Source organism: Streptomyces sp. UC4497, assembly GCF_054871485.1.
In genome coordinates, this window is the sequence record NZ_JBTYHB010000023.1 from 101,224 (window position 1) to 127,250 (window position 26,027).

Annotated in this window: 25 protein-coding genes; 18 read left to right on the forward strand and 7 right to left on the reverse strand. The window is 71.3% G+C overall.

Annotated features, from left to right (window positions below):
- Window positions 1-182: 182 nt before the first annotated feature.
- Both ACYSUO_RS27875 and mmuM read left to right on the forward strand, forming a co-directional pair.
- Window positions 183-1,853, forward strand: a complete 1,671-nt coding sequence (locus ACYSUO_RS27875) for a rhamnogalacturonan lyase B N-terminal domain-containing protein (RefSeq protein WP_461778989.1) — start codon at window positions 183-185, stop codon at window positions 1,851-1,853.
- 60 nt (window positions 1,854-1,913) lie between these two features.
- Window positions 1,914-2,819 carry a homocysteine S-methyltransferase gene (mmuM, locus tag ACYSUO_RS27880; protein WP_461778990.1) on the forward strand — a complete coding sequence of 302 codons (906 nt, stop codon included), beginning with the start codon at window positions 1,914-1,916 and terminating at the stop codon, window positions 2,817-2,819.
- 132 nt (window positions 2,820-2,951) lie between these two features.
- On the opposite strand, the gene ACYSUO_RS27885 is transcribed toward mmuM, so the two are convergent.
- On the reverse strand, window positions 2,952-3,605 hold the full coding sequence (locus tag ACYSUO_RS27885; RefSeq protein WP_461778991.1) for a DUF4389 domain-containing protein: 654 nt from the start codon (window positions 3,603-3,605) through the stop codon (window positions 2,952-2,954).
- A gap of 100 nt (window positions 3,606-3,705) precedes the next feature.
- Between ACYSUO_RS27885 and ACYSUO_RS27890 the strand changes: the two genes are divergently transcribed.
- On the forward strand, window positions 3,706-4,083 hold the full coding sequence (locus ACYSUO_RS27890; RefSeq protein ID WP_461778992.1) for a VOC family protein: 378 nt from the start codon (window positions 3,706-3,708) through the stop codon (window positions 4,081-4,083).
- Here the strand turns inward: ACYSUO_RS27890 and ACYSUO_RS27895 are convergent.
- Both ACYSUO_RS27895 and ACYSUO_RS27900 read right to left on the reverse strand, forming a co-directional pair.
- Window positions 4,076-4,777 (reverse strand): helix-turn-helix domain-containing protein, encoded by a 702-nt coding sequence (locus tag ACYSUO_RS27895; protein ID WP_461778993.1) that lies wholly within the window; start codon window positions 4,775-4,777, stop codon window positions 4,076-4,078. The genes ACYSUO_RS27890 and ACYSUO_RS27895 overlap by 8 nt on opposite strands.
- Window positions 4,774-5,706, reverse strand: a complete 933-nt coding sequence (locus tag ACYSUO_RS27900) for an AraC family transcriptional regulator (protein WP_461778994.1) — start codon at window positions 5,704-5,706, stop codon at window positions 4,774-4,776. The genes ACYSUO_RS27895 and ACYSUO_RS27900 overlap by 4 nt, the downstream gene beginning before the upstream one ends.
- An 80-nt stretch (window positions 5,707-5,786) precedes the next feature.
- On the opposite strand from ACYSUO_RS27900, the gene ACYSUO_RS27905 reads away from it, so the two are divergent.
- The gene (locus ACYSUO_RS27905; RefSeq protein WP_461778995.1) at window positions 5,787-6,632 is read left to right on the forward strand and encodes an NmrA family NAD(P)-binding protein; all 846 of its coding nucleotides are present in this window, start codon (window positions 5,787-5,789) and stop codon (window positions 6,630-6,632) included.
- A 23-nt stretch (window positions 6,633-6,655) separates the two neighbouring features.
- Here the strand turns inward: ACYSUO_RS27905 and ACYSUO_RS27910 are convergent, their stop codons facing one another.
- On the reverse strand, window positions 6,656-7,813 hold the full coding sequence (locus ACYSUO_RS27910; RefSeq protein WP_461778996.1) for a YihY/virulence factor BrkB family protein: 1,158 nt from the start codon (window positions 7,811-7,813) through the stop codon (window positions 6,656-6,658).
- Window positions 7,814-7,903: 90 nt separating this feature from the next.
- Here ACYSUO_RS27910 and ACYSUO_RS27915 point away from each other — a divergent pair, with 90 nt between their 5' ends.
- Both ACYSUO_RS27915 and ACYSUO_RS27920 read left to right on the forward strand, forming a co-directional pair.
- Window positions 7,904-9,538, forward strand: coding sequence for an acyl-CoA dehydrogenase family protein (locus ACYSUO_RS27915; protein ID WP_461778997.1), 1,635 nt, complete (start codon window positions 7,904-7,906; stop codon window positions 9,536-9,538).
- Window positions 9,539-9,795: 257 nt separating this feature from the next.
- Window positions 9,796-11,085 carry a helix-turn-helix domain-containing protein gene (locus ACYSUO_RS27920; RefSeq protein WP_461778998.1) on the forward strand — a complete coding sequence of 430 codons (1,290 nt, stop codon included), beginning with the start codon at window positions 9,796-9,798 and terminating at the stop codon, window positions 11,083-11,085.
- A 54-nt stretch (window positions 11,086-11,139) separates the two neighbouring features.
- On the opposite strand, the gene ACYSUO_RS27925 is transcribed toward ACYSUO_RS27920, so the two are convergent.
- Window positions 11,140-11,865 carry a triose-phosphate isomerase gene (locus tag ACYSUO_RS27925; protein ID WP_461778999.1) on the reverse strand — a complete coding sequence of 242 codons (726 nt, stop codon included), beginning with the start codon at window positions 11,863-11,865 and terminating at the stop codon, window positions 11,140-11,142.
- Window positions 11,866-11,903: 38 nt separating this feature from the next.
- Window positions 11,904-12,848 carry a sugar phosphate isomerase/epimerase family protein gene (locus ACYSUO_RS27930; RefSeq protein WP_461779000.1) on the reverse strand — a complete coding sequence of 315 codons (945 nt, stop codon included), beginning with the start codon at window positions 12,846-12,848 and terminating at the stop codon, window positions 11,904-11,906.
- A 112-nt stretch (window positions 12,849-12,960) separates the two neighbouring features.
- Here ACYSUO_RS27930 and ACYSUO_RS27935 point away from each other — a divergent pair, with 112 nt between their 5' ends.
- The 8 genes from ACYSUO_RS27935 (at window position 12,961) to ACYSUO_RS27970 (ending at window position 21,334) form a co-directional block, all read left to right on the forward strand.
- Window positions 12,961-13,692 (forward strand): GntR family transcriptional regulator, encoded by a 732-nt coding sequence (locus ACYSUO_RS27935; protein ID WP_461779001.1) that lies wholly within the window; start codon window positions 12,961-12,963, stop codon window positions 13,690-13,692.
- Between the two features lie 134 nt (window positions 13,693-13,826).
- A complete protein-coding gene (locus ACYSUO_RS27940; protein WP_461779002.1) occupies window positions 13,827-14,801 on the forward strand; it encodes a tripartite tricarboxylate transporter substrate binding protein in 975 nt (324 codons plus the stop codon).
- Window positions 14,798-15,331 carry a tripartite tricarboxylate transporter TctB family protein gene (locus tag ACYSUO_RS27945; protein ID WP_461779003.1) on the forward strand — a complete coding sequence of 178 codons (534 nt, stop codon included), beginning with the start codon at window positions 14,798-14,800 and terminating at the stop codon, window positions 15,329-15,331. Before ACYSUO_RS27940 ends, ACYSUO_RS27945 begins: the two co-directional genes overlap by 4 nt.
- Window positions 15,328-16,857, forward strand: a complete 1,530-nt coding sequence (locus ACYSUO_RS27950; protein WP_461779004.1) for a tripartite tricarboxylate transporter permease — start codon at window positions 15,328-15,330, stop codon at window positions 16,855-16,857. The genes ACYSUO_RS27945 and ACYSUO_RS27950 overlap by 4 nt, the downstream gene beginning before the upstream one ends.
- Entirely contained in the window at window positions 16,854-17,840 is a 987-nt protein-coding gene (locus tag ACYSUO_RS27955; RefSeq protein ID WP_461779005.1) for a 4-hydroxythreonine-4-phosphate dehydrogenase PdxA, read from the forward strand. The genes ACYSUO_RS27950 and ACYSUO_RS27955 overlap by 4 nt, the downstream gene beginning before the upstream one ends.
- A gap of 46 nt (window positions 17,841-17,886) precedes the next feature.
- Window positions 17,887-18,549, forward strand: a complete 663-nt coding sequence (locus ACYSUO_RS27960; RefSeq protein ID WP_461779006.1) for a DUF1266 domain-containing protein — start codon at window positions 17,887-17,889, stop codon at window positions 18,547-18,549.
- Window positions 18,550-18,628: 79 nt separating this feature from the next.
- Window positions 18,629-19,117: a MarR family winged helix-turn-helix transcriptional regulator gene (locus ACYSUO_RS27965; protein ID WP_461779026.1), complete on the forward strand. Its 489-nt coding sequence runs from the start codon at window positions 18,629-18,631 to the stop codon at window positions 19,115-19,117.
- 126 nt (window positions 19,118-19,243) lie between these two features.
- Window positions 19,244-21,334 carry an MMPL family transporter gene (locus ACYSUO_RS27970; RefSeq protein WP_461779007.1) on the forward strand — a complete coding sequence of 697 codons (2,091 nt, stop codon included), beginning with the start codon at window positions 19,244-19,246 and terminating at the stop codon, window positions 21,332-21,334.
- A 25-nt stretch (window positions 21,335-21,359) separates the two neighbouring features.
- Here ACYSUO_RS27970 and ACYSUO_RS27975 read toward each other — a convergent pair whose 3' ends face one another.
- A complete protein-coding gene (locus ACYSUO_RS27975; protein WP_461779008.1) occupies window positions 21,360-22,391 on the reverse strand; it encodes a M4 family metallopeptidase in 1,032 nt (343 codons plus the stop codon).
- 124 nt (window positions 22,392-22,515) lie between these two features.
- On the opposite strand from ACYSUO_RS27975, the gene ACYSUO_RS27980 reads away from it, so the two are divergent.
- From ACYSUO_RS27980 to ACYSUO_RS27995, 4 genes are all read left to right on the forward strand, one after another.
- Window positions 22,516-23,103, forward strand: coding sequence for a GNAT family N-acetyltransferase (locus ACYSUO_RS27980; protein ID WP_461779009.1), 588 nt, complete (start codon window positions 22,516-22,518; stop codon window positions 23,101-23,103).
- 330 nt (window positions 23,104-23,433) lie between these two features.
- On the forward strand, window positions 23,434-25,131 hold the full coding sequence (locus ACYSUO_RS27985) for a nitrite/sulfite reductase (protein WP_461779010.1): 1,698 nt from the start codon (window positions 23,434-23,436) through the stop codon (window positions 25,129-25,131).
- A complete protein-coding gene (locus tag ACYSUO_RS27990) occupies window positions 25,128-25,307 on the forward strand; it encodes a hypothetical protein (protein WP_351331691.1) in 180 nt (59 codons plus the stop codon). Before ACYSUO_RS27985 ends, ACYSUO_RS27990 begins: the two co-directional genes overlap by 4 nt.
- Complete coding sequence (locus ACYSUO_RS27995) at window positions 25,304-26,014, forward strand: phosphoadenylyl-sulfate reductase (protein WP_461779011.1); 711 nt, start codon at window positions 25,304-25,306, stop codon at window positions 26,012-26,014. Before ACYSUO_RS27990 ends, ACYSUO_RS27995 begins: the two co-directional genes overlap by 4 nt.
- The last annotated feature ends 13 nt before the right edge of the window (window positions 26,015-26,027 follow it).

Consider the following 26,027-nt stretch of genomic DNA (forward strand, 5'->3'; position numbering starts at 1 on the left):
CATAGCCCAGCGGGCAAGCGCTTTCTAGACCCCCTGCAACGATTCAAAGTTTTCGGCGAGAAACCGGCCGGCCTCTTCAAGTCCCGTTCGCCGAAAGGGCTTTCGCGAACGCCGTTCGACTGTCACGCTGCCGAGTCATCCGCACCATCCGCACCTCCCACCTCACCCAGGAGGGCACCCCCATGCCCGAAACCCCCATCGGACGCCGCACCCTGCTGACGGCCGCCGCCGCGACCGCCGCCACCGCTGCCGTCGCAGGCCCCCTCTCCCCCACCGCGTCGGCCGCCGCATTCGGCTACCGCGACGACGGCTCGAACTACGTCGTCGACACCGGCGCCGACCTCGTCTTCAAGGTCAGCAAGGCGAACGGCGACCTGACGTCCCTGGCCTACAAGGGAGTTGAGTACCAGGGCTACGGCGGCAAGAACTCGCACATCGAGTCGGGGCTCGGCGCGTCCTCGGTCGGCGTCAAGCAGTCCGGTTCGACGATCCTGATCTCCGTGGCGTACGGCACGCTCAAGCACTACTACGCGGCCCGGAGCGGTGAGAACAACGTCTACGTGTGGACGAACAAGGCGGACACCTCCGTCAGCGCCACCCGTTTCATCCTGCGCGTCAAGGCCGGCCTCTTCCTCAACGACCAGCCGGACTCCTACACGTACGCGCCGACGACGATCGAGGCGTCCGACGTGTTCGCGAAGGCGGACGGTCAGACCAGGTCGAAGCACTACTCGAAGCTGCGCGTCATCGACTACGACCACGTCGGCTGGAGCGCGGGCGGTGTCGGGTTGTGGGTGGTCCGCTCGAACCACGAGAAGGCGTCCGGCGGGCCGTTCTACCGCTCGCTGCTCCGGCACCAGAGCGCGGACGGCGGCGGGCTCTACGAGATCCTGTACTACGGCCAGAACCAGACGGAGGGCGAGCGGTTCGGCCTCCAGGGCCCGTACGTCATCGCGCTCACGGACGGCGGCGCGCCCTCGTCGTCGCTGCACAGCGGGAACATCGACACGTCGTGGGCGGACCCGCTCGGCATGTCCGGGTACGTCGCCGCGAGCGGGCGCGGGCGGGTGGCGGGCGTCGGCATCAGCGGCCGGGACACGTCCCACGCCTACACCGTCGGGCTCGCCAACTCCACGGCGCAGTACTGGGGTTCGGCGCGCGCGTCGGACGGCTACTTCTCGATCGCGAAGGTGCTGCCGGGCACCTACACGCTCACCGTCTTCAAGGGCGAACTCGCCGTCCACACAGGGTCGGTGACGGTCACGGCGGGCGCGACGACGACGGTGAACACGATCGCGATCCCCGCCACGAACGACCCCTCCAACGCCACCGCGATCTGGCGCATCAACGACTGGAACGGTACGCCGAGCGGGTTCAAGAACGCCGACCTGATGACGTACGCGCACCCGTCCGACGTACGCGCCGCCTCTTGGACCGGCAACGTCGTGATCGGCAGCGGCACCGAGACGTCCGCCTTCCCCTGCTACCTCTGGAAGGACGTCAACAGCGGCGTCGTCGTCTACTTCAAGCTGACCGCCGCGCAGGCCGCCGCCGCGCACACCCTCCGCATCGGCGTGACGGCGGCGTACGCCAACGGCCGTCCGCAGGTCGTCGTCAACGACACGTGGACGTCCGCGATCCCGACGCCGCCGACCCAGCCGGCCACCCGCTCCCTCACGAACGGCTCGTACCGCGGCAACAACCACACGTTCACGTACTCCGTCCCCGCCTCCGCCTGGCGGACGGACACCAGCGCGTACAACTCGCTGAAGATCCAGGTGGTGAGCGGCTCCGGGACGACCTCGTACCTGAGCGCCGGGACGGCGATCGACGCGATCGATCTGCTGGCGTAGGGCCTGCGTACCCTTTGGACCCTTAGGGCCCGACCCGGTCCGTCGGTTAGCGTCGACGTCATGACCAGCAACTCCTTCACCCGCGCCCTCGCCGGAGGCGCGCTCGTTCTCGACGGCGGCCTGTCCAATCAGCTGGAGGCCGCCGGGCACGATCTGAGCGACGAGCTGTGGTCGGCCCGGCTGCTCGCCGAGGAGCCGGAGGCGATCGTCGCGGCGCACCGCGCGTACTACGAGGCGGGCGCGAATGTCGCCATCACGGCCAGCTATCAGGCCACCTTCGAGGGGTTCGCACGGCGCGGCATCGGTCGGGAGAAGGCCGCCGAACTCATGGTGTCCAGCGTGGAGTTGGCGCGTGCGGCGGCCACCGCCACCGACACCGACCGACCCCTGTGGGTGGCCGCGTCCGCGGGGCCGTACGGGGCGATGCTCGCCGACGGGTCGGAGTACCGGGGGCGGTACGGGCTGAGCGAGGAGGAGCTGTACGCCTTCCATCGGCCCCGCCTCGAGGTGCTCGCGGGGGCCGCGCCGGACGTGTTCGCCCTGGAGACCGTGCCCGACGCGGCCGAGGCGCGGGCCCTGGTGCGGGCCGTGCGCGGGCTCGGCGTGCCGGCCTGGCTGTCGTACAGCGTCGACGGCGCGCACACCCGCGCCGGGCAGCCGCTGGAGGAGGCGTTCGCGGTGGCCGCCGACAGCGAGGAGGTCGTCGCGGTCGGCGTCAACTGCTGCGCCCCGCGCGACGTCGAGCCCGCCGTGCGCCTAGCCTCCCGCGTTACCGGCAAGCCGGTCGTCGTCTACCCCAACAGCGGCGAGGAGTGGGACGCCGAGGCGCGCGCCTGGACGGGCAGCGCCACGTCCGCCCCGGAACAGGTGACCGCGTGGCGGGACGCCGGGGCTCGGTTGATCGGGGGCTGCTGCCGGGTCGGGCCGGGAGCCGTGGCGGGGATCGCGGCGGCACTCGACCGCTGAGCCACGGGCGTGCTGGGCCGCTGAGCCACGAGGGGCGCGCTAGGCCCGGCGCGCCGCCCAGCCGATCGCCCCCGCCAGATGCGCCCGGAAGGCCGGGTCGTCGTACGCCTCCGTGGCGGGCATGCCCGGATGTCAGTGGGGCTCGCGATCACCCTGGTCGAGGCGGAACGGCGGGTAGGTGTCCGTCATCAGGCCCGCGTACGCCGCCACCCGCGCCGCCCAGCGGTGCAGGCCGATGTTGAAGTCGTACATGCCGCGCGGGTAGACGCCGGTGAAGAGCAGGGCGACGGCGGCGAAGAACGTGAGCAGTCCCGCGACGCCGCCCGCCGTGCTGGAGCCGCCGACGAGCAGCGACACCATCAGCAGTTGGGGCAGCACGAGCAGCCACCACTTGACCAGGACCAGGCCGCGCGACAGGTGCTCGGGATAGACGACATCAAGGCGGGCCGGATAGTCGGGGACGGGCCCGAGCGTGAACGGCGGGTAGCGGTCGGTGCCGAGGGTTCCGTACGTGTAGTAGCCGACGCGCCAGGTCCAGCGCATCACACCGACGTTGAAGTCGAAGAGGAGGCGTGGGTAGCGGGTCGTGAACAGGATCGCGAACAGGGCGACGAGCGTGGTGAGGGCGGAGCCGATGAAGAGGAGGACGAGGACGAGGTAGTGCGGCAGGGCGAGCAGCCACTTCACCAGCCACAGCCATCGGGACACGGCCGGATCGTAATCGGCTTCCAGGGTGACCGGACTCGCGGGGACCGCGGTGGTGACGAGGAATTCGTTTTCTGCCATATGCCTCGTGTACGGCGGTTTCGGCCCGCGCGCAAGGAGGGACGGAAGGTGTCCGTTTCGTACAAGACCGGGCGGGGGTCCGCTGCCTACGGTGGGCCGCATGAACGAGATCCGTATCCGTATGGACGCCATCGGCGTCGCCACCACCGACCTGGCCGCTTCGCTGGCCTTCTACCGCCGCCTCGGCCTCACGTTCCCCGAGGGCGCGGAGGAACTCCCGCACGTGGAGGCCGAGTTGCCGGGCGGCATCCGGCTGATGTTCGACCCCGACCCCGGGGCCGGTGAGCGCGGCCGGGGCCGCGTCGGGCTCGCGTTCCACTGCGGGGACGCCGCGGGGGTCGACGCCGCGTACGAGGGTCTGACCGGGGCGGGGCACCGCGGTGAGGCCAAGCCGTGGGACGCGCCGTGGGGTCAGCGGTACGCCGTCGTCCTCGACCCGGACGGGAACCAGGTGGACCTGTTCGCGCCTCTCACCTGAGCAACAGCTTTCCGAGCGTCGTCCCCGTCAAGTCCCTTACGTCGCGCGCCAGATGGGCCTGGTCCGTATAGCCCGCGCGGGCCGCCGCCTCGGCGAAGGGGACGCCGGCGCGGGCGAGCGCCAGGGCCCGTTGCAGGCGCAGGACGCGGGCCAGGGTCTTGGGTCCGTAGCCGAACGCGGCGAGCGAGCGGCGGTGCAGGGTGCGGGCGCCGAGGCCCGTCTCGTGGGCGACGGCCGTGACGGTGCGGCCCGCGTCGAGCGCCCGCGCCACGTGGGTGAGCAGCGGGTCGGGCGGGCCCGCGACGTGGGCGAGGCGGGCCGCGAGGGCCTCCAGTTCGGCCGCGGGGTCGGCGGCCGCGTCGAGCCGCTCGGTCAGCCGCCGGGCCTCGCTCCCCTGCCACAGGTCCGCCAACTCGGCGCGGGTGTCCCGCAGTTCGTGTGCCGGTACGCCGAGATAGCCGGGCGCCGTGCCGGGTGCGAAGCGGATGCCCGCGTAGCGGCGGCCTTCGCCGGGGTCCGTGGAGTGGGCGCGGGTGTCGGGTCCCGCGACGAAGAGCCGGCCCTCGCTCCAGATCAGGTCCATGCAGCCGTCGGGCAGCACCGGGGCCGCGGCGCTCTCGTCGTCCGCGACGGTCCGGGTCCACACCACCGCGCCCGGCACCCGCGCGGCCCGCTCCGCGTAGCCGCCGCTCATGTCCGGTACTCCTGCGGGCTCACCCCGTACTCCCGCTTGAACGCGGTGGACAGGGCGAACGCGCTGCCGTACCCGACGCGCCGGGCGATCGCCGCGACCGTCGCCCCGCCCTCGCGCAGCAGGTCCGCGGCGAGCGCGAGGCGCCAGCCGGTCAGGTACGTCATCGGGGGCTCGCCCACCAGGTCCGTGAAGCGGCGGGCGAGCGCGGCACGCGAGACCCCGGACCGCTCGGCGAGTTCGACGACCGTCCAGGGATGGGCGGGGTCGTCCTGGATGAGCCGCAGCGCGCGGCCCACGACCGGGTCGCCCATCGCCCGGTACCAGGCGGGCGCGTCGGCCTCGGGCCGGGAGAACCAGGCGCGCAGCGAGGCGATCAGCAGGAGGTCGAGGAGGCGGTCGAGGACGACGTCCTGGCCGGGCTCGTCCTTCACGATCTCCTCGGCGACCAGCGGGGTGAGCGGGCAGCGCCACACCTCGGTGGGCAGCACGAGCAGCGCGGGCAGCGCGTCGAGCAGCCGCGCGGTCAGCTCCCCGCGCAGCTGGTAGGTGCCGATGAGCATCTTGGCCGGGGCGTCCGGGGACTCGCCCCACTCCCGTACGCCGAACCCCTTGTAGCGGCCGACGTGCGCGGGGCCCAGCGGGCGGCACTCCTGCCCGGGTCCGATCTCGGCGCGCGGCTCGGTGGCCGGGTCGTCGCAGCAGACGTACGGGTCAGGGCCGCGGGCGATGGCGATGTCGCCGGGGCGGATGTGCCGGGGCTTGTCCTCGTCGCCCTCCGGCAGGATCCACGCCTCGCCCTCCACCATGATCATCACGGAGAGCGGTGCCTCGTCGGCGATCCGCACGGCCCACGGCGGCTCGAAGCAGGCCCGCATCATGAAGGCCCCGCGCGCCCTCGGCCCTTCCAGGAGCCCTGCGAGTACGTCCATGGGGGAAGCGTAGACGGACGCGTATGGCGGTGAGCGGCTCGGCGATGTCGGTGGGTGGCGCGCGGCGGTTGAGTGGAGGCATGACACAGACGGAGCGGAACACACGGACGGTGCTGGTGACCGGGGCGACCGGTCGTACGGGGCGCAGGGTCGCCGACGCGGCGCGCGCCGCCGGGCTGAGCGTGCGGGCGGCCTCCCGGTCGGGCGCGGTGCGGTTCGACTGGGAGGAGCCCGGGACCTGGGACGAGGCGCTGCGCGGCGCCGACGGGGCGTATCTGGCCTTCCCCACGGACATCGGGGCGCCGGACGCCGCCGGCCTGGTGGGCGCCCTTGCGCGGCGGGCGGTGGAGCTGGGGGTGACGCGGCTCGTGCTGCTGTCGGCGCGCGGCGAGGACCAGGCGCTGCCGGCGGAGGAGGCGCTGCGGGCGTCGGGGGCGCAGTGGACCGTGCTGCGGTGCGCCTGGTTCCAGCAGAACTTCAGCGAGGGCCACCTCGCGGACCAGGTGCGCGGCGGGGAACTGGCGTTCGCGGCGCCGGAGGCGCTGCGCGAGCCGTTCATCGACGCGACGGACATCGCGGAGGTCGCGGTCGCCGTGCTGCGCGAACCGTCGGGGCGGTACGCCGGTGAGGTCCTGGATCTCACCGGGCCCGAGCTGCTGACGTGGGGCGAGGCGCTCGCGGCCGTCGCGGCGGCCACCGGGACCGAGAAGCGCTATGTCCCGGTTCCGGTGCGGGAGTACGGGGCGGCGCTGGCCGGGTTCGGGGTGCCGGAGGAGGAAGTGGCGTTCCTGGTGGAGCTGTTCGGGGCGCTGCTCGACGGGCGGAACGCCGCGGTCACCGGTGACGTGGAACGGGTGCTCGGGCGCGGGCCGCGCACGTTCGGGGAGTTCGCGGAGCGGGAGGCGGCGGCCGGCGCCTGGAAGTAGCCGGCCGGTGCCGCCCGGCGGCGTCAGTCCTCCTCGTCCTCCGACCCGTCACCGTTCTTCCGGGCGTGCGTACGCAGGCGGGACGTGACGTCCTCCGGGGGCAGGAACTTCGACCAGCGCTCCGGGAACTCGGACGGCATGCCCGGGTCGTCGCCGTCGTCCAGGTCCTCGTCGTCGTCCGGGAAGCCCAGCGCGGCCGCCCGCGCCAACTGCTCGGTGGCGGCCGCCCTGCGCACCCGCTCGTTCGCGGCGCGCGCCGCCGCCGTCGCGACCGACGGCCACACCCGGTCGATCGCGGCGTTCACCGCGGCGCCGACGAGCACCGCGAACGCCGAGACGCCGATCCACAGCAGCACGGCGACCGGTGCCGCGAGGGAGCCGTAGATGGTCGGGCCCTCGATGGTGTTGGTGAGGTACAGGCGCAGCAGGAAGCTGCCGGGGATCCACATCGCGAGCGCCACGAGGGCCCCCGGCACGTCCTCGATCCACGGCGAGCGCACCGGCACGGACACGTGGTACAGCGTCGTCAGGAACGCGATGGACAGGACCAGGACCACGGGCCAGTAGAAGATCTGGACGAGGGACTGGGACCAGGGCACGAGCCCGATCACCGCGTCCGGGCCCGCGATCATCAGCGGCAGCGCTATCGCGCCGACGACGAGCCCCACCAGGAAGAGCAGAAAGGCGAGCAGCCGCGTCTTCACGATGCCGCGGACGCCGTCGAGGCCGTACATCACGGTCACCGTGTCCACGAACGTCGACACCGCGCGCGAGCCCGACCACAGCGAGAGCAGGAAGCCGATGGAGATGACGTCGGGCCTGCCGCCCTTGATGACGTCGTCCAAAATCGGTTCTGCGATCTCCTTCACGCCCTGGTCGGTGAGGACCGTGCGCGAGGCCTCCAGGATGTTGTCGCGGACGCCCGCGATGGTGTCGGCGCCGGTCCAGGTGTCTACGTAGGCGAGCAGACCCACCAGGGACAGCAGCAGCGGCGGCACCGACAGGAGCGTGAAGAACGCCGCCTCGGCCGCGAGGCCCAGGATGCGGTACTCCATGCACGAGTTGACGGTGTCCTTCAGGAGCAGCCAGGTCGTCTTCCGTTTCGAGACGTTGTGATAGAGGACGCGCACCCGGTGCAGACGTCCGGACGGCGGTTCGGGGGATTCACTTGCTGGCTGCACACCTCAACGGTATCCGTCGGGAGGGACGGCGTCCGACGTCAGGCCCGGCCTGTGGTGGGGTTTGCGGTGGCGCGGGTAGGTTCGACAGACATGGCAGGCAGCACGCATACCGTCACCAACCAGGCCCCTCCGCTCGTCGGATACGACGTCTTCTCCGCCGACGCGGCCCTCACGCAGGGTCTGAAGCGGCATCTGGACCCGGGACTTCTGGACGAGACCCTCGCGGACCTCACACTTCTCGGCCGCACCGCCGGGTCCACCCAGGCCCAGGAGTGGGGCCGGCTCGCGAACGAGAACCCGCCACGCCTTCGCACCCACGACCGCTACGGCCACCGGATCGACGAGGTGGAGTTCCATCCCGCGTGGCACCGGCTCCTGGGCAAGGGTGTGTCGGCGGGGCTCACGTCGGCGTGGACGCGGCCGGGAGGTCATCTGCGGCGCGCCGCCGCGTTCCTGGTGTGGTCGCAGGTGGAGGCGGGACACCTGTGCCCGCTGTCGATGACACACGCGGCCGTGCCCGCGCTGCGCGCCGAGCCGGAGCTCGCCGCCGTGTGGGAGCCCCTGCTGACGTCCATGGTCTACGATTCCGGGCTGCGCCCCGCGGGGCAGAAGGCCGGTGCGCTCTTCGGCATGGCGATGACGGAGAAGCAGGGCGGCAGCGACGTACGGGCCAATACGACGCGGGCCGTACCCCTGTCCGAGGACGGGACGTACACGCTCACCGGCCACAAGTGGTTCTGCAGCGCGCCGATGTCGGACGGATTCCTGGTACTCGCGCAGACCGGCGCAGGACTCACGTGTTTCCTCGTGCCGCGCGTCCTGGAGGACGGCACCCGCAACCCGTTCGCCCTCCAGCGCCTGAAGGACAAGCTGGGCAACCGGTCCAACGCGTCGGCCGAGGTCGAGTTCGACGGGACATGGGCGCGCCGCGTCGGTGAGGAGGGGCGCGGGGTGCGCACCATCATCGAGATGGTGTCGGCGACCCGGCTCGACTGCGTGCTCGGTTCCGCGGCCCTGATGCGGCAGGCGGTGGCGCAGGCGACCCACCACTGCGCGTACCGCGAGGCGTTCGGGGCGAAGCTGGTGGACCAGCCGCTGATGAGCAACGTACTGGCGGATCTGGCCCTGGAGTCGGAGGCCGCGACGACGCTCGCGCTGCGGCTCGCGGCGGCGTACGAGGACGGCGGCGAGCAGGAGCGGGCGTTCCTGCGGATCGCGGTGCCCGCGGCCAAGTACTGGGTGACGAAGCGCTGTACGCCGCTGGTGGCGGAGGCCCTCGAATGCCTCGGCGGCAACGGGTACGTGGAGGAGTCCGGCATGCCGAGGCTGCTGCGCGAGTCACCGCTGAACTCGATCTGGGAGGGCGCGGGGAACGTACAGGCCCTGGACGTCCTGCGGGCGTTGCAGCGGGAGCCGCAGGCGCTCAACGCGTTCCTGGTCGAGATCGGCAAGGCGCGCGGCGCCGATCACCGGCTCGACGCGGCGGTGAAGGATCTGCTGACCGAACTCGGCGACCTGGACGGCATCGAGGCACGCGCGCGCCGGCTCGCGGAGCGGATCGCGCTGGTGCTCCAGGGTTCGCTGCTCGCGCGGTACGGCCCCGACGACGTGTCGGACGCGTTCTGCGCGGCGCGGTTCGGGGGCGACAGAGGCTCGGGCTTCGGAACACTGCCGCACACACTGGACCTGACGGCACTGGCGGAACGGGCCCGCCCACAGATCTGACCACCTGGAGACTTACACGGGTCCCGCGGTCCGGAAACTGACGCGGGGATGGTGCTGCGCCGACACGGCACCATCCCCACTCATCAGGGCCCCTAGAGGAGCTCGGACGCCGCATCAGCGGCGTCGTCCCCATCTTTAAACCCCGCACGGTTGTTCACCAGGGTTGCAGGGGGTTGCAACGTTCCTCGGGAAGGCCCACGCCTGCGCGGCTTCTCAAGGCAGGATGGACGCAACTCTCCACAACCGAGGTTCCCCGCATGAACAAGGATTCGACGATCGACCTCGCACGGTTGTCCTCCATGGACGTGGCGCACTCGTCCCGCCTGCTCAAGGGGGTGCGCGACGCCACGCTCTCGGGGCAGCGGCCGCGGGTACGCCCGCGACCGGTGATCGGCGACTCCTGGCAGCGGATGCTGCGGGACGGCGTCGACCCGGACCGCGACGTCCGGGCGGGGCTGCTCACCGCGGAGGAGCTGGAGGAGAAGCGGCAGGCCTCACCGCTCCTCCCTCTCCTCCCGATGCTGCGCGAGGCACTGGTGACGGTGGCCGACGCGGCGCAGCACATCATGGTGATCAGCGACGCCGACGGCCGGATCATGTGGCGCGAGGGACATCCCGGCGTCCTGCGCATGGCCGACAAACTCGGCTTCGAGCTGGGGGCGCACTGGGCGGAGGACGTCGTCGGCACGAACGGGATAGGCACGCCGCTGGTGGCCCGCCGTCCCGTACAGGTCTTCTCCGCCGAGCACTTCGTGCAGTCGCAGCACCCATGGATATGTACGGGCGCCCCGATCACGGACCCGCGCGACGGGCGGGTGCTCGGGGTCGTGGACATCAGCGGGCCGATGGACACGATGCATCCGGCGACGCTGTCGTGGGTGCACTCGGTGGCGCAGCTCGCCGAGGCCCGGCTGCGCGAACAGTTGCAGGGGAGCCTCGAGCGGCTGCGTTCGGTCGCGGCGCCGGTCCTCGCCAGGATGAGCGGGCGGGCGCTCGCGGTCGACCCGCTCGGCTGGACGGCGGCGGTCACCGGGATGCCGGCGGTGGACCGGGTGGCGCTGCCCAAGTCCCTCGCGGAGGGCTGCTGCTGGGTCCCGTCGCTCGGTGCCTGCAGCGTGACGCCGCTGCCCGGGGGCTGGCTCCTGATGGTGGACGAGACGCCGCTGCCGCTCGGCACGACCCGTATCGCCCTCGACGTGAGCCGCCCGCGCCGCTGGTCCCTCGAGGTGTCCGGGGCGGCGGCCACCTGGACCCATGAACTGAGCCCGCGGCACGCCGAGTTGCTGTACGTCCTGGCGCTGCACCCGGCGGGCCGCAGCGCCTCCGCGCTGGCCGACGACCTGTTCGGCGACCGGACCCGTACGGTGACGGTGCGCGCCGAGATGTCCCGCGTCCGCCGCTACCTCGGCGCCCTCCTCGCGCACCGCCCGTACCGCTTCGCGGACGACGCGGAAGTGGACGTGGTGCTGCCGGAGGACCTGCGGGACCTGCTTCCGTACTCGGTCGCGCCGGCGGTGGTGGCGGCGCGGGAACCGGGCGGGTGCTGAGGGTGCCGCGAGGGCGACTGTGACGCCGAACCACGACTCCTTCGTAGTCAGGCGTCACAGTCCCAGCGTGAGCAGCTTCAAAAACGTATCCACATCCCAAGCCGCCCGCCCCACGAACAGCCCCTGCACACCCGGCAGCTCCAGCAGCCACGGCGCGTTCCCCAGGTCGACCGATCCCCCGTACAGCACGGCGCGCGCCGGGAGTTCGGCGAGGGCCGCGAGGGCGGGGGCGATCTCCTCGGGGCGGGGCGGCCGGCCGTGTTCGCCGATCGCCCAGACCGGTTCGTAGGCGAGCAGCACCGCTCCCGGGTCCGACTGGCCTTCGAGCGCCGCCTCGGCCTGTGCGCGTACGACGTCGGCGCCGCGCCCCGCGTCCCTGGCCGCCGCGTCCTCGCCGACGCAGACCAGCGGGGTGAGGCCGTGGCGCAGGGCCGCGGCCGTCTTGAGGCGGACCGTCTCGTCGGTCTCGGCGAAGTGGGCGCGCCGCTCCGAGTGCCCGATCTCGACGAGCCGGGCGCCCGCGTCGGCGGCCTGCGGCACGGAGATCTCGCCGGTCCAGGCGCCTTCGTCGTCCCAGTGGGCGTTCTGCACGCCGGTCAGGACGGGCGAGCGGGGGCCGAGGGTGTCGGCGACGACGGGGACGGCGGTCGCCGAGGGGATCAGGAAGGGTTGCACGCCGTCGATGCCGTCGCCGACCGCGGCCCGCACGCGCGCCGCGTAACTCGCGGCCTCGGAACGGGTCTTGGTCATCTTGAAGCTGGTTCCGATCCAGCGGCTCACGCGGGGTCCTCCTTCTCGTACGGGTTCCGTACCCTTGATCACTCCCCGAGGCGGGCCCGCAGCACACGTCGCAGGTAGTCGCGGTTGGCGGCCGAGACGCCCAGGCCGTCGCCGCCGTAGTGCTCGACGCAGATCGGGCCGTCGAAGCCGCACTCCAGGGCCATGGCGAGGGCGTGCCGATAGTTGATCAGGCCGCCTTCGCAGGGCGCGGGATGGGTGAAGTAGGCGCCGGTGGCGAGGTCGTGGTCGCGGTAGTAGTTCTTGATGTGCCAGTAGTTGGTGTGCGGGAGGGTCTTGCGCAGCATGGACTCCCAGTCCTCGACCGGGCGGTGCAGGCGGACGAGGTTGCCGATGTCGGGGTTGAGGCCGACGTTCGGGAGATCTATGTCGGTGACGAGGGAGACCGCGCTGTCCGCCGTGCCGAGGTAGGTGTCCTCGTACATCTCCAGGGACACGCGTATCCCGTGCCGGGCGGCGCGCTCGCCGAGTTCACGCAGGCGGGTGACCGCGAGTTCCCAGGTGCGGAAGTCGCCGATCGGGTCGGTGGCGCCCTGTTCGTGCCAGAACCAGAGTGCTTCCTGTTGGGTCTGCGTCAACTCCCGGTGCAGGCCCACCGATACGACGCCGGTGCCGAGCTCTGCCGCCGCGTCGATCGTGCGCAGGAGGTACGCGAGGTGGGCGCGGGCCGCGTCCTCGTCGGGGTCGATGACGCTGCGGCGGATCGCGGAGATCGCGGTGACGCCGAGACCCGACTCCTTGAGTACGCGGCCGAGTTCGGCCCTGCGGTCGGCGTCGAGGTCGCCGGGGCGCACCCAGCTGTCGGTGAGGTCGACGTGGTCGAAGCCCTCGCCGGCCACTTCTCCGAGTACCGAACTCCACTGCTGAACAGGCGCGTTGTGGGCGTCCGGGAACTGAAGGAGGGCGGCGCCGATGGGCCAGTCGCGGGAAGTGCGGGGCGGAGTGCGATGGACGGTGGGCGGCATGGGCGACTCCCTCGTCGGCCTGAACGGTCCTCACTGAATCGTAGAGCCTATAGGATCTATTCGGTCTGCGACAGACTGTCCGCACTCCCCCTCGGATAACCTGGACGGCGAGATGAGCCCGAAGAGCACGCACCCGCAGAGCACCAACTCCCCGCTCGTGGCACGCCGTGCGCTGCGCGACGGGGTCTACGACGCGATCCTGGAGAAGCTGCTCGACGGCTCGACGCCGCCCGGCTCCTCGCTCGGCATCGACTCGCTCGCCCGAGAGCTGGGGGTTTCTCCAACTCCCGTGCGTGAGGCGCTTGTTCAGATGGAGCACACGGGCCTGGTCAACCGGGTCGCGCTCAAGGGGTACAAGGTGGCGCCGCCGCTCTCCCCCGAGCAGGTCACCGAACTCTTCGACGCCCGCATCATGTTGGAGCTCGGCGCGGTGGAGCGGGCCCTCGCGCACATCGAGGAGCTGGTGCCGGAGCTGCGGGCCGCGCACGCCCGCCATGTGCTCGCCGCGCACCGCGTGCGCAAGCTGCGCGGCGGCGACCAGGAGCACGGCACCACCACGGACAACTCCGATCTGCGCGAGTACTTCGCCGCCGACTGGGCGTTCCACCTGCTGATCATCCAGGCGGCGCAGAACCGGTTCATGGCGGCGATGGCCGAGTCGCTGAGCGCGCACGTGCACCGGATGCGGCAGACCGTCGGCCACGGCACGTTCGACATCGACCAGGCCATCGCCGAGCACACCGCGATCCTCGCCGCGTTCGAGTCCGGCGATCCCGAGGCGCCGGCCCGCGCGATGCGCACGCACCTGGAGGGCGTCGAGCGGCGCTCGCTCGACGACGCGTAGCGGCGGGACGAACCACAAGGTCAACTTCCGCTGGCGCGGCGGCAATTCGCGCACGCCTCTTGTCATGGCTCCTTCGGCGCACCTACGGTCACGGCCATATCCCATAGGATCTCGGATCCTCAGGAAGGTCGACGATGACGTCACCACTGCGTGCGGCACGCCGTCTCGCCGGAGCCACGGCACTGGTCACCGCACTCACCTCGTGCACCTTGCTCAACGCCACCCCCGAGGTGCCGAAGGACTGGCATCCGCGCGGTTCGGTCTCCGCTCTCGTCGCGTTCGCGCCGGGTGGTGGCAGCGACCGCTCGGCGCGCGTGATGGCCCAGGGACTCAACGAGCTCGACGGCGGCTACCACGTCAACGTCGAGAACAAGGAGGGCGGTTCGGGCGCCGTCGGCTGGGCCGGGTTCCTCGCGGAGGAGGGCAACGGCAACGCGCTGCTCGTCGCGGAGGGCGCCCTCAACACGCTTCCGCTCGTCTACGACGTGCCGTTCACGTACAAGTCGTTCACGCCGCTGATGATGTTCGCGGAGGACTCCCGCATCGTCGTGGCCCGCAAGGACTCCCCGTACAAGACCTGCCCGGACGTGGTGCGGGCCGCGCGCGAGAAGCGTGTCGTCACCGGGTCGAGCGGCAAGACGGGCGCGGACGCCCTGGTGATCGGCAAGTTCAAGAAGCAGGGCGGGGAGTTCGGCGTCGTGCCCTACGGCTCGACCGGCGAGGTGCTGACCGGGCTGCTCGGCAAGCAGATCGACATCGCGCCCTCCAGCGCCTCGTCGGCGAAGCCGTATCTGCAGAGCGGTGACATGAAGGCGCTGTGCACCATGACCGCGAAGCGCTACGACGACCCGGTCCTCGGCAAGGTGCCGACGGCCAAGGAGCAGGGCATGGACGCCCAAGTCACGCTGTGGCGCGGCGTGTTCGCACCCGCCGGGATCGACGACGTACAGCGCAGGTACTGGATCAGTTCGCTGGAGCGGGCCATGAAGTCGAAGGCGTACCGCGAGTACCTGAAGGCCGACATGCTCACGCCCGCCCATCGCAGCGGCCCGGAGTTCGCCGCGTATCTCAAGAAGTACGACGCCCAGGTGAAGGAGGACCTCACGTGACGACCCCTGCCCCCGCCCGGGCGCGCCGCCCCGTCCTCATCGCGTACGGCGCGCTGACCGCGCTCGGCACCCTGTTCTTCGCGGGGTCCTTCGCCTATCCGTGGACCCAGCCGGAGGACGGCACCATCGGCGCCGGCGTGATGCCGCGCACGGCGGGCCTGCTGCTCGCCGTCCTCGGATTGCTGCTGGTGCGTCAGGAGCTGCGTACGGGTTCGGTGTTGGAGGGCGACGGGCATGTCGAGGAGGCGGCCGAGGTCGACGCCGAGGAGGCGCAGCGGGTCCGCACGAAGCTGATCGTGGTCGTGGTGACGATGGTGGTCACCGCGCTGCTCGTGCCGTTCCTGGGGCTGCTGCCCGCGCTGACCCTGATGACCTTGTTCCTCACGGCGGTCGTGGAGCGTCAGCCGCTCGCGCGCAGCGTGCTGGTGGCGGTGCTCGTGTTCGCCGTGTCCTATCTGCTGTTCATCACGATCCTCAGCATTCCGCTGCCGTTCGGTCTCTTCGACCCCGCCGTCTGGAGCCAGCTGTGATCGACCATCTCGTCACCGGATTCGGTGCGGCGCTCAGCCCCGAGAACGTCCTGTGGTGCTTCGTCGGTGTGCTGCTCGGCACCGTGATCGGCATTCTGCCGGGGCTTGGATCGGCGACGGGTGTCGCGATCCTCATCCCCGTCACGCTCACCTTCTCGCCGCTCACCGCGCTGATCATGCTGGCCGGGATCTACCACGGCGCCCAGTTCGGGGCGACGATCACCGCGATCCTCATCGCGACGCCAGGCGAGGCGTCGTCGGTGGTCAGCACCCTCGACGGCTATCGCATGGCACGGGCCGGGAGAGCCGGGCCGGCGCTCGCGATCTCGGCGCTCGGCGCGTTCGTCTCGGCGATGGTGTCGCTGGTCGCACTGATGGCGGTGGCCCCGTTCTTCGCGAACCTGGCGCTCGACTTCGGGCCACCCGAAATGCTCGCCGTGATGATCCTCGGCCTGTGCACGATCGTCGTCTTCTCGGGCCGCAATCTGCTGCTCGGCATGGCGCTCGGCCTCACCGGCGTGCTCATCGGCTGCGTCGGCGTGGACGGCGGCAGCGGCACGCCCCGCTACACGTTCGGCCAGATCGACCTCTTCGGCGGCATCCCGTTCGTCGAGGTCATGATCGGCCTGTTCGCGATCGGCGAGCTGCTCAACCAGCTGCACATCGGCATGGCCGAGCCGATCCGGGCCCGCTTCCGCGATCTGCTCCTCACGAAGGAGGACCTGAAGCGGGCGGCGGCCCCGACCGCGCGCGGCACGGTCCTCGGCTTCCTCCTCGGCTGCCTGCCGGGCGCGGGCACGACGCTCGCCTCGTTCATGGCGTACGGGGCGGAGAAGCGGTTCTCCCGCAACCGCAAGAAGCTCGGCACCGGCGCCATCGAGGGCGTCGTCGCCCCGGACGCGGCCACGAACTCCGCCTCCAACGCCAACTTCGTGCCGACCCTCGTCCTCGGCGTCCCCGGTGGCGCGACGACGGCGGTGCTGCTCGGCGCGTTCCTCGTGTACGGGATCCAGCCGGGCCCACTGCTCTTCGAGAACCAGCCTGAGCTGGTGTGGGGCCTGCTGGTCTCCTTCTTCATCGGCAACCTTCTGCTTCTCATCCTCAACCTGCCGCTGGCGCCGGTCTTCGCCCAACTCCTGCGCGTGCGCTACGCGTTCCTCTATCCGCTGATCATCGTGACCTCGCTGATCGGCGCGTACTCGGTGAAGAACAGCATGTTCAGCATCTGGATCGTGCTGTTCTTCGGGCTCGTCGGCTACGCGATGAAGCGGCTGAACTTCCCCGTGGCCCCGCTCGTCCTCGGCCTGGTCATCGGCCCGTTGTTCGAGAAGGCGCTGGTGCAGACGTCGGCGCTGTCGGGCGAGGACTCCCTGCTCATCCTGCACAGCCCGGCCGCGGTGACGATCCTGGCGCTCGCCGTGGTGCTGGTGGCCGGTCCGCCGGTGACGCGCAGGCTGCGCCGCTCACGTACCGTCCCCGAGGCCTCAGAGGCCCCCGAACCCAAGACTCCGGAGAAGACCTCATGAGTACGCACACTTCTGAACTCCCGCGTGTAGCCGTGACGTTCGGTGACCCGGCCGGGATCGGGCCCGAGCTGGTGGCCCGGTTGCTCGACGATCCGAAGACCCGCTCAGCCGCGGACCTCGTGCTTCTCGCCGACGAGGAGGAGCTGCGCTCGGCGGGCGAGGACGCGGGCGTGGACCTGGGCTGGGCAACGGAGTTGCTGCATCCCGGTCCCGCGCCCGAGCGTCCGGGCGACGGCTTCCAGCGCAAGGCGGCGACGGCGGAGGGCGGGCGCTGGGCGCTCGGCCACCTGAAGACCGGGCTCGATCTGGCGCGTGCGGGTGAGGTCGGCGCGATGCTCTTCGCTCCGCTCAACAAGTCCTCGTTGCATCTGGCAGGGATGACGCAGAGCGATGAACTGCGGTGGTTCGAGGAGGAGTTGGGCGTCGACTCCTTCACCTCCGAGTTGAACGTGGTGCCCGGGCTGTGGACCGCGCGCGTCACCTCGCACGTCTCCATCGCCGAGGTCGACGCCGGGATCACCTACGAGCGGGTGACGGAGGCGGGACGGCTCCTGGACCGGGTGCTGCGGGGCGCGGGGGTCGGGGCGCCGCGTATCGGGGTGTGTGCGCTGAATCCGCATGCGGGTGAGAACGGGCGCTTCGGCCGTCATGAGCTGGACATCATCGCGCCCGCGATCCGGGAGCTGCGGGAGGGCGGGATCGATCTGAGCGGGCCGTTCCCCTCCGACACGATCTTCCTGAAGGCGCGGGCCGGGGAGTTCGACGGGGTGCTCACGATGTACCACGACCAGGGGCAGATCGCGATGAAGCTGATGGGGTTCGACGGCGGGGTGACCATCGCGGGTGGGCTGCCGATTCCGATCTGCACGCCGGCGCATGGCACTGCGTTCGACCTGGTCGGTCGGGGGGGCGGCCAACACCGGGTCGATCCGGAACGCGTTCGAGCTGGCGGTGCGGTTGGCGCGGCGCTGAGCAGGGCTTGAGAGGCCCGCCCCAGGGGCTCAGATGGGTTCGGTACGCTCCGGCGGCATGTCCATGTTCGAACGTGTCCCGCGGATCAGACCCAAGGCGGAGCGGCGCTACCGCACGCCCCTCAGCCTGCACCAGCTGTGGATGGTGTCCCTGAGCGCACCCGTGCGCCCGGGCAAGGACGCCTCGCGCACCACGCTCTATCCGTTCACCCGCATCGACGACGACAAGGCGCGGCGCCGGCTGGCCGGGCAGTGGGAGACCGGTACGCGGGACGAGCTGCTCGCGCGGCTCGGGGCGCTGGCGCGGTCGGGGTTCCGGGAGCAGGCCCGTGCCCGGGTCGGCGTGGAGCCGCTGGCCTGGGACATCGCCCTGTACGCGGACATCGCGCGGTGCGGCTTCGCCGCGGGTCTGCTGTCCGAGGCGGACGCGTGGAACCTGCTGAAGAACGTGGTGCCGCGGGTGGCGGGCACGTACAACACGTGGGAGGAGTACGGCGACCACTACCTCCTCGGCCTCTCGGTCTGGCACGAAGGCGCGCAGGGGACGCCCTCCGAGTCGCTGCTCGCCCCGCGGGAGGTCGCCGACGCGCACGTGAAGTCCCTGCTCGACCCGGCGAACCGCAAGAGCCCGTGGCACCGGGCGCCGCTGGACGTCATCCGCCGCCCCGACCGGCCCGCCGACCGAAGCCGCACGTCAAGCGCGCCGGGGCGGCCCGAGTAAGCTGGCGCACCCTCGTACAGGATCGAGCGGGCGGCGCCGAGCGGGCGCCGTCCCACGCGAAGGGAACGCAGTGGTGGGCGTGGGTGGACGGGCCGAGAAAGCCGCCGAAGGGGCCGCGTCCGCGCAGGCGGAACTGCGGGCCCTCGCGGTGGAGCTGCGCCGCCTCAACGGGGAACTCACGCGGGTGGTGCACGGCTTCGCCACCGGCCAGAGCCTGCACCCCACGGACGTGCAGGCGCTCGCCGTCGTCCTGGACTCCGCGGAGCCCGTCACCCCGAGCGTGCTGCGCCGCCGCCTCGGCCTGACGTCCGGCGCGGTGAGCGCCTGCGTGGACCGGCTCGAGCGCGCCGGCCATCTGCGGCGGGTGCGGGAGAGCCAGGACCGGCGGGTGGTGCATCTGCAGTACGTGCCGGGGGCGCAGGCGCGGGCACGTAAATACTTCGGGCCGCTCGCCGAGGCGACCGACCGGGTGCGCGGCGACTTCAGCCCGGCGGAACTGGACGTGGTGATCCGGTTCCTGGGCTCGCTCAACGAGGAGCTCGCCGCGGTCGAGAGCCCTCGGACCTAGATTCTTTCGGCCGCATCCGAGGGCCCGGCTCCAGGAGAAGGAACGACGTATGCCACCATCCCGGTTAACTCAATCATTGAGATACTTTCCGATTGAGATTGTCCGGACGCCATCCTTGGGAGAACCATGCCCCGCACCCACCGACGCGCCCGCTGGCTCGTGCCGATCGTTTTGCTGTTCGGCTGGCTCGCCATCGGCGGCACGCTCGGTCCGTACGCCGGGAAACTCGGCGAGGTCGCCACCAACGACCAGGCGGCCTTCCTGCCGCGCAACGCCGAGTCCACGCGCGTGATCGACGCGCAACGCGCCTTCAGCGAGGACGAGACGCTCCCCGCGGTGGTCGTGTGGACCGCCGACGGCGGGGGCCGGATAGACGACGACCAACAGGCCGCCGCCACCCGCGCGTTGGCCACGCTGAAGGGCGAGCCCGGCATCGTGGGACAGGTGTCGCCCGCCCTGCCGTCGGACGACCGCGAGGCCCTGCAAGGGGTCGTACAGCTCCGACCCGACCTGGGGGACCAGCTCGCGCCGACGCTCGACGCGGTCGAGTCCGCGGCGTCGAAGGTGCCGGGCACGACGGTCGCCGTCGCCGGTCCCGCGGCGAGCCAGGCCGACCTGTCCGACGCCTTCGCCGGGATCGACGGGCTGCTCCTGTCGGTCGCCCTCGTGGCGGTCCTGGTGATCCTGATCCTGGTCTACCGCAGCGTTCTGCTCCCCTTCGTGATCATCATCGGGGCGGTGCTCGCCCTCGGCGCCGCCTGCGCCGTCGTCTACGCCCTGGCCGACCACGACGTCGTACGCGTCGACGGGCAGGTGCAGGGCATCCTGTCGATCCTGGTCATCGGCGCCGCGACGGACTACGCGCTGCTGCTCACCGCCCGCTACCGCGAGGAACTCGCCTCGGGCGCCGACCGGTTCGCCGCGATGCGGGCCGCGCTGCGCCGCTCCTCCGGGGCGATCGTGGCCAGCGCCGCCACCGTCGCCCTCGGCCTGCTCGCCCTGCTGCTGAGCGATCTCACCAACAACCGGGCGCTCGGCCCTGTCGGCGCCATCGGCATCGGCTGCGCCGTCCTGAGCACCCTCACGTTCCTGCCGGCCGCCCTTGTCCTGCTCGGCGGCGCCGCGTACTGGCCCGCGAAGGTGCGTACCGACGACGGCTCGGGCGCCGGGCACGGCCTGTGGCGGCGCGTCGCGCGGGCGGTGGAGCGGGCGCCGCGCAAGATCTGGGCGATCGCTCTCGTCGGCCTGCTGGCGTGCGCGGCCTTCGCTCCCACCCTCGACTCCAAGGGCGTGCCGCTCGACGAGATCTTCGTCAACGACGCGCCCTCGGTCACCGCGCAGGCCACGCTGGCCGAGCACTTCCCGGGCGGCTCCGGGAACCCGGCCGTGGTGATCGCGGACGCCGGGCACCGGGACGCGGTCGTCTCGCGTGCCGAGAAGGTCGACGGCGTCGCCAGCGCGGCCGTCCTCACCGAGCAGGGACGGCCGGGCGGCGGCTCCCCCCGCGTCGTGGACGGCAAGGTGCGCGTCGACGTGACGCTGAAGGACCCGGCCGACAGCGACGCGGCCAAGGAGACGGTCGTCCAGCTGCGAACCGCCCTGCACTCCGTCGACGGCGCCGACGCCCTCGTCGGCGGCTACACCGCGCAGCAGTACGACACCCAGCACACCGCCGAACGCGACCGGACGCTGATCGTTCCCGTGGTCCTCGCCATCATCCTGGTGATCCTCATCGGGCTGCTGCGGTCCCTGATGATGCCGCTGATCCTGGTGGCGACGGTGGCGCTCAACTTCGTGGCGACGCTGGGCATTTCCGCGCTCGTCTTCGAGCACGTCTTCGGCTTCAGCGGCACCGACGCGTCCGTGCCGCTGTACGGGTTCGTGTTCCTGGTCGCGCTCGGCGTGGACTACAACATCTTCCTGATGTCGAGGGCCCGCGAGGAGTCCCTGGAGCACGGGGTACGGGACGGGATCCTGCGGGCGCTCGTCGCGACGGGCGGCGTGATCACGTCGGCCGGTGTCGTGCTGGCCGCGACGTTCGCCGCGCTCGGCGTGATCCCGCTCGCCTTCCTGGTGCAGATCGCGTTCATCGTGGCCTTCGGCGTCCTGCTGGACACCCTGGTCGTACGGTCGCTGCTGGTGCCCGCGCTGGTCCGGGACATCGGCCCGAAGTCGTGGTGGCCCGGACGCCTCAGCCGCAGCAGCGACACCGACTGAGACGCCCGGACCGGGTGCGCAGGGCCTAGACCCCGGGGATCCCCCGGTCCGCGAAGGCCTTGCGCACCGCCGTCTCCGCCCCGGCGCCGTACATCTCCCGCGCCGTCGCGACCGTCGACTTCGCCGCCGCCGAGAAGCTGGTGTCGGGGGCGAAGTCGAACTGGGCGTTCACGATGATCCGGTCGGCCGTGCGGGCGCCGAGGGCGCGGCGGATGTCGTAGAGCGCGCGCGACCAGATCTCGCCGTCGGCGTGCACCTCCCCGACCCGGTCCGCGTACGTCTTGTCGGTGTCGACGCGGCGCAGGCAGTGGGGAGTGGACGAGGTGTACGAGACGGAGTCCCAGTCGGCGACGCACGCCAGGGCCGCCCGCATCGGCCAGCCGTACTTGGCGTCGGCGGCGGCACCGACCTCCACGGCGAGATAGTCGCCGAACGCCTCGCCGATCGATCCCGCCTCCACCGAGGTGCCGAAACCGGGGACCTGGGCGTTGTGCACGGCGTGCCCGTACTCGTGGACGACGACCTCGGCGTCCTCCGCGTCGTCGACGCCGCCCTTGCCGAAGCGGATCTCGGCCTTCTTGTCGGTGAAGTACGAGTTGTCGGCGCCCCACTGGTTGATGCGGACGGGCTGGGCGCGGTCGTTGGCGCCGGGCAGTTCGGTGCCGAAGCCGAGGGACTGGAGGTACTCCTGGGCCTCGTTGACCCAGAAGTAGGCCATGACCTGCTCGAACTGGTCGTCGTGGCGGGTGTACGTGCCGGCGTCGGCGACCTTGGCTGCGGCGCCGGTCTCCGATCTGACGTAGGCCCACTTCCCGGACAGTCCCCCGCTGCCGTCGAGATTGCGCAGCGCCGCCGTCGCGTACTGGTCGGCCGGGACCGCCGTCGCGGAGTCCTTGGCGTCGGTCAGGGACTGGTCGCCCGAGGACTGGACGGGGTTGACCATGAAGATCCGGGCGCCCGCCGCCGCGGGCGCGGCGAGTGCGGGGGTCGCGAGCGTGGCTAGGGCGACGGTGAGCGTGGCCGCGGCAAGCACACCACGGGACAAACGACGTGACATCGGTACAACCTCCGGTTGGGCTGGTACGGATGGCGCGGGGGGTGGCGCTGTTGCGCGCTGCCGGATCTTCCCGCATCCCGGGCAGCCCTGGCCATAGGGCGTCGGGCGTGATCCGATGAGCCGCATGAGCAGCAGCAACACCCTCACCGTCACCACGTGGTCGCTGGAGCAGACCGCGCCCTCCGACCTGCGCCCCGCGACGCCGCCGGAGGGCGACGACGTGCGCATCGCCCGCGCCGAGGTCCCCTCCCCCGAGTTCAGCCGGTTCCTGTACGCGTCCGTGGGCAGCGACATCCGCTGGCTCGACCGGCTCGGCTGGACCTACGCGCAGTGGCAGGAGCAGCTGTCGCGTCCGGGTGCCGAGACATGGGTCGCGTACGAGAAGGGGACGCCCGCCGGGTACGTGGAGCTGGACGCGCAGGACGACGGCGTGGTGGAGGTCGTCTACTTCGGCCTGATCCCGGCGTTCCGGGGTCGGCGGATCGGCGGCCACCTCCTGTCGTACGCGGTCGCGCGCGCCTGGGATCTCGCCGAGCGGTGGCCCGAGCGGACGCCCACGAAGCGGGTGTGGCTGCACACCTGCAGCAAGGACGGCGAGCACGCGATGGCGAACTACGAGCGGCGCGGGTTCAAGCTGTTCCACACGGCGACCGAAGAGGAGCCGGACCTTCCGACCGCGGGCCCGTGGCCGGGGGCCTTTCCCGCCTCCTGAGCGCGCCCCGCCTGCCCGTCGAGCAGGCCCGCACCGCTGTGACCGACACCACTTTTGTCCGCGATTCGAGACGATCTCGTCCAGATTGCGGACGATGGTGGACCGGGCCCAAAGTCCCGTGACACGCTTTCGTCATGTCTACAGCTGGAACCGCCTTGGTGAGTCGACGTCACGTCGACTTCGGCCGCATGTCCAGCGCCATCTGTCCGGCGCGCTGATCTCTCCAGCACCGCCGATTCCTCGTTACACCTGACCCACTGCGCACCGCCGCGCCCCTGCGCGAAGTGTGCAGGTCAGAGCCGCCCTAAGCCTGCCTGAAGGACAATCTCCATGGCTGCCACCCCGGATACGCCTACCCCCGTCACGCCCCGCCGCAAGGTGAGCCGTCACCGTGGCGAGGGCCAGTGGGCCGTGGGTCACTTCACTCCGCTCAACGGCAACGAGCAGTTCAAGAAGGACGACGACGGTCTCAATGTACGGACACGTATTGAGACGATCTACTCCAAGCGCGGTTTCGACTCCATCGACCCCCAGGACCTGCGCGGACGCATGCGCTGGTGGGGTCTCTACACCCAGCGCAAGCCCGGCATCGACGGCGGCAAGACGGCCGTCCTCGAGCCGGAGGAGCTGGACGACGAGTACTTCATGCTGCGGGTCCGCGTGGACGGCGGCCGGCTGACCGTGCCGCAGCTGCGCGCGATCGGCGAGGTCTCCGAGCAGTACGCGCGCGGCACCGCCGACATCACCGACCGGCAGAACATCCAGCTGCACTGGATCCGCATCGAGGACGTCCCGGCGATCTGGGACAAGCTGGAGGCCGTGGGCCTGTCCACGACCGAGGCCTGCGGCGACTGCCCGCGCGTGATCATCGGCTCCCCGGTGGCCGGCATCGCCGCCGACGAGATCATCGACGGCACGCCCGCCGTGGACGAGATCCACGAGCGGTACATCGGCAGCAAGGAGTTCTCCAACCTGCCGCGCAAGTTCAAGACCGCGATCTCCGGCTCCCCTGTCCAGGATGTGGTCCACGAGATCAACGACGTGGCCTTCGTGGGGGTGAACCACCCCGAGCACGGCCCCGGCTTCGACCTCTGGGTCGGCGGCGGCCTTTCCACCAACCCCAAGCTGGCGCAGCGCCTCGGCGCGTGGGTGCCGCTGGACGAGGTCGCCGACGTCTGGGCCGGCGTGGTCGGCATCTTCCGTGACTACGGCTACCGCCGCCTGCGCAACCGCGCCCGTCTGAAGTTCCTGATGGCCGACTGGGGCGCCGAGAAGTTCCGCCAGGTCCTGGAGGACGAGTACCTGAAGCGGAAGCTGGTCGACGGACCGGCGCCCGAGGAGCCCTCGCACCGGTGGCGCGACCACATCGGCGTCCACCGCCAGCAGGACGGCCGCTTCTACGTCGGGTTCGCCCCGCGCGTCGGCCGGGTGGACGGCACCACGCTCACCAAGATCGCCGAACTGGCCGGTGCGCACGGCTCGGACCGGCTGCGGACCACCGTCGAGCAGAAGATGATCATCCTCGATGTCGCCGAGGACCAGATCGAATCGCTGGTCGCCGGACTCGAGGCGCTGGACTTCCAGGTCAAGCCCTCGCCGTTCCGGCGCGGCACGATGGCCTGCACCGGCATCGAGTTCTGCAAGCTCGCCATCGTCGAGACCAAGGCCCGCGGTTCGCAGCTGATCGACGAGCTGGAGAAGCGCCTCCCGGACTTCGACGAGCCGCTCACCATCAACCTCAACGGCTGCCCGAACGCCTGCGCCCGTATCCAGGTCGCGGACATCGGTCTCAAGGGCCAGCTGATGCTCGACAAGAACGGCGAGCAGGTCGAGGGCTACCAGGTGCACCTCGGCGGCGCGCTCGGCCTGGACGCCGGGTTCGGCCGCAAGGTGCGCGGCCTGAAGGTCACGTCGGCCGAACTGCCCGACTACATCGAGCGCGTGGTCAGGAACTTCGAGGCCGAGCGCGAGGACGGCGAGCGCTTCGCGACCTGGGCGGCCCGTGCGAGTGCGGAGGCCCTGTCGTGAGTGAGCGTGCCGCGCCGTTCTTCTGCCCGTACTGCGGCGACGAGGACCTTCGCCCGGGCGAAGAAGGTCACGGCGCCTGGGAATGCGCGGCCTGCAACCGAGCCTTCACGTTGAAGTTCCGCGGGCTTCTCGCCCGCGGGGTTCAGCGCAACGACGGTGGAGGGGAACAGATATGACGACGGCTCAAGCCCTCACGGACACAGATGAGTTGAAGGCGCTCGCCGAACAGGCCGGGCGCGACCTGGAGGACGCCACCGCGCTGGAGATCCTCCAGTGGGCGGCGTCGACCTTCGGCAAGAAGTTCTGCGTGACCTCGTCCATGGAGGACGCGGTCGTCGCCCACCTCGCCTCCCGCGCGATGCCCGGCGTGGACGTCGTGTTCCTCGACACCGGCTACCACTTCGAGGAGACGATCGGTACGCGGGACGCCGTCGAGGCCGTGATGGACGTCAACGTCATCACCCTCACGCCGCGGCAGACGGTCGCCGAGCAGGACGCCGAGTTCGGCCCGAAGTTGCACGACCGCAACCCCGACCTGTGCTGCGCGATGCGCAAGGTCAAGCCCCTGGAAGAGGGTCTCGCCAACTACTCCGCGTGGGCCACGGGCCTGCGCCGCGACGAGTCCCCGACCCGCGCCAACACCCCGGTCGTCGGCTGGGACGAGAAGCGGCAGAAGGTCAAGGTCTCGCCGATCGCGCGCTGGACGCAGGACGACGTCGACGCCTACGTCCAGGAGCACGGAGTTCTCACGAACCCCCTCCTCATGGACGGCTACGGCTCCGTGGGCTGCGCCCCGTGCACCCGCCGCCTCCTCGAGGGCGAGGACGCGCGCGCCGGACGGTGGGCGGGCCAGGCCAAGACCGAGTGCGGACTGCACGGCTGACCGGGCCTGAACT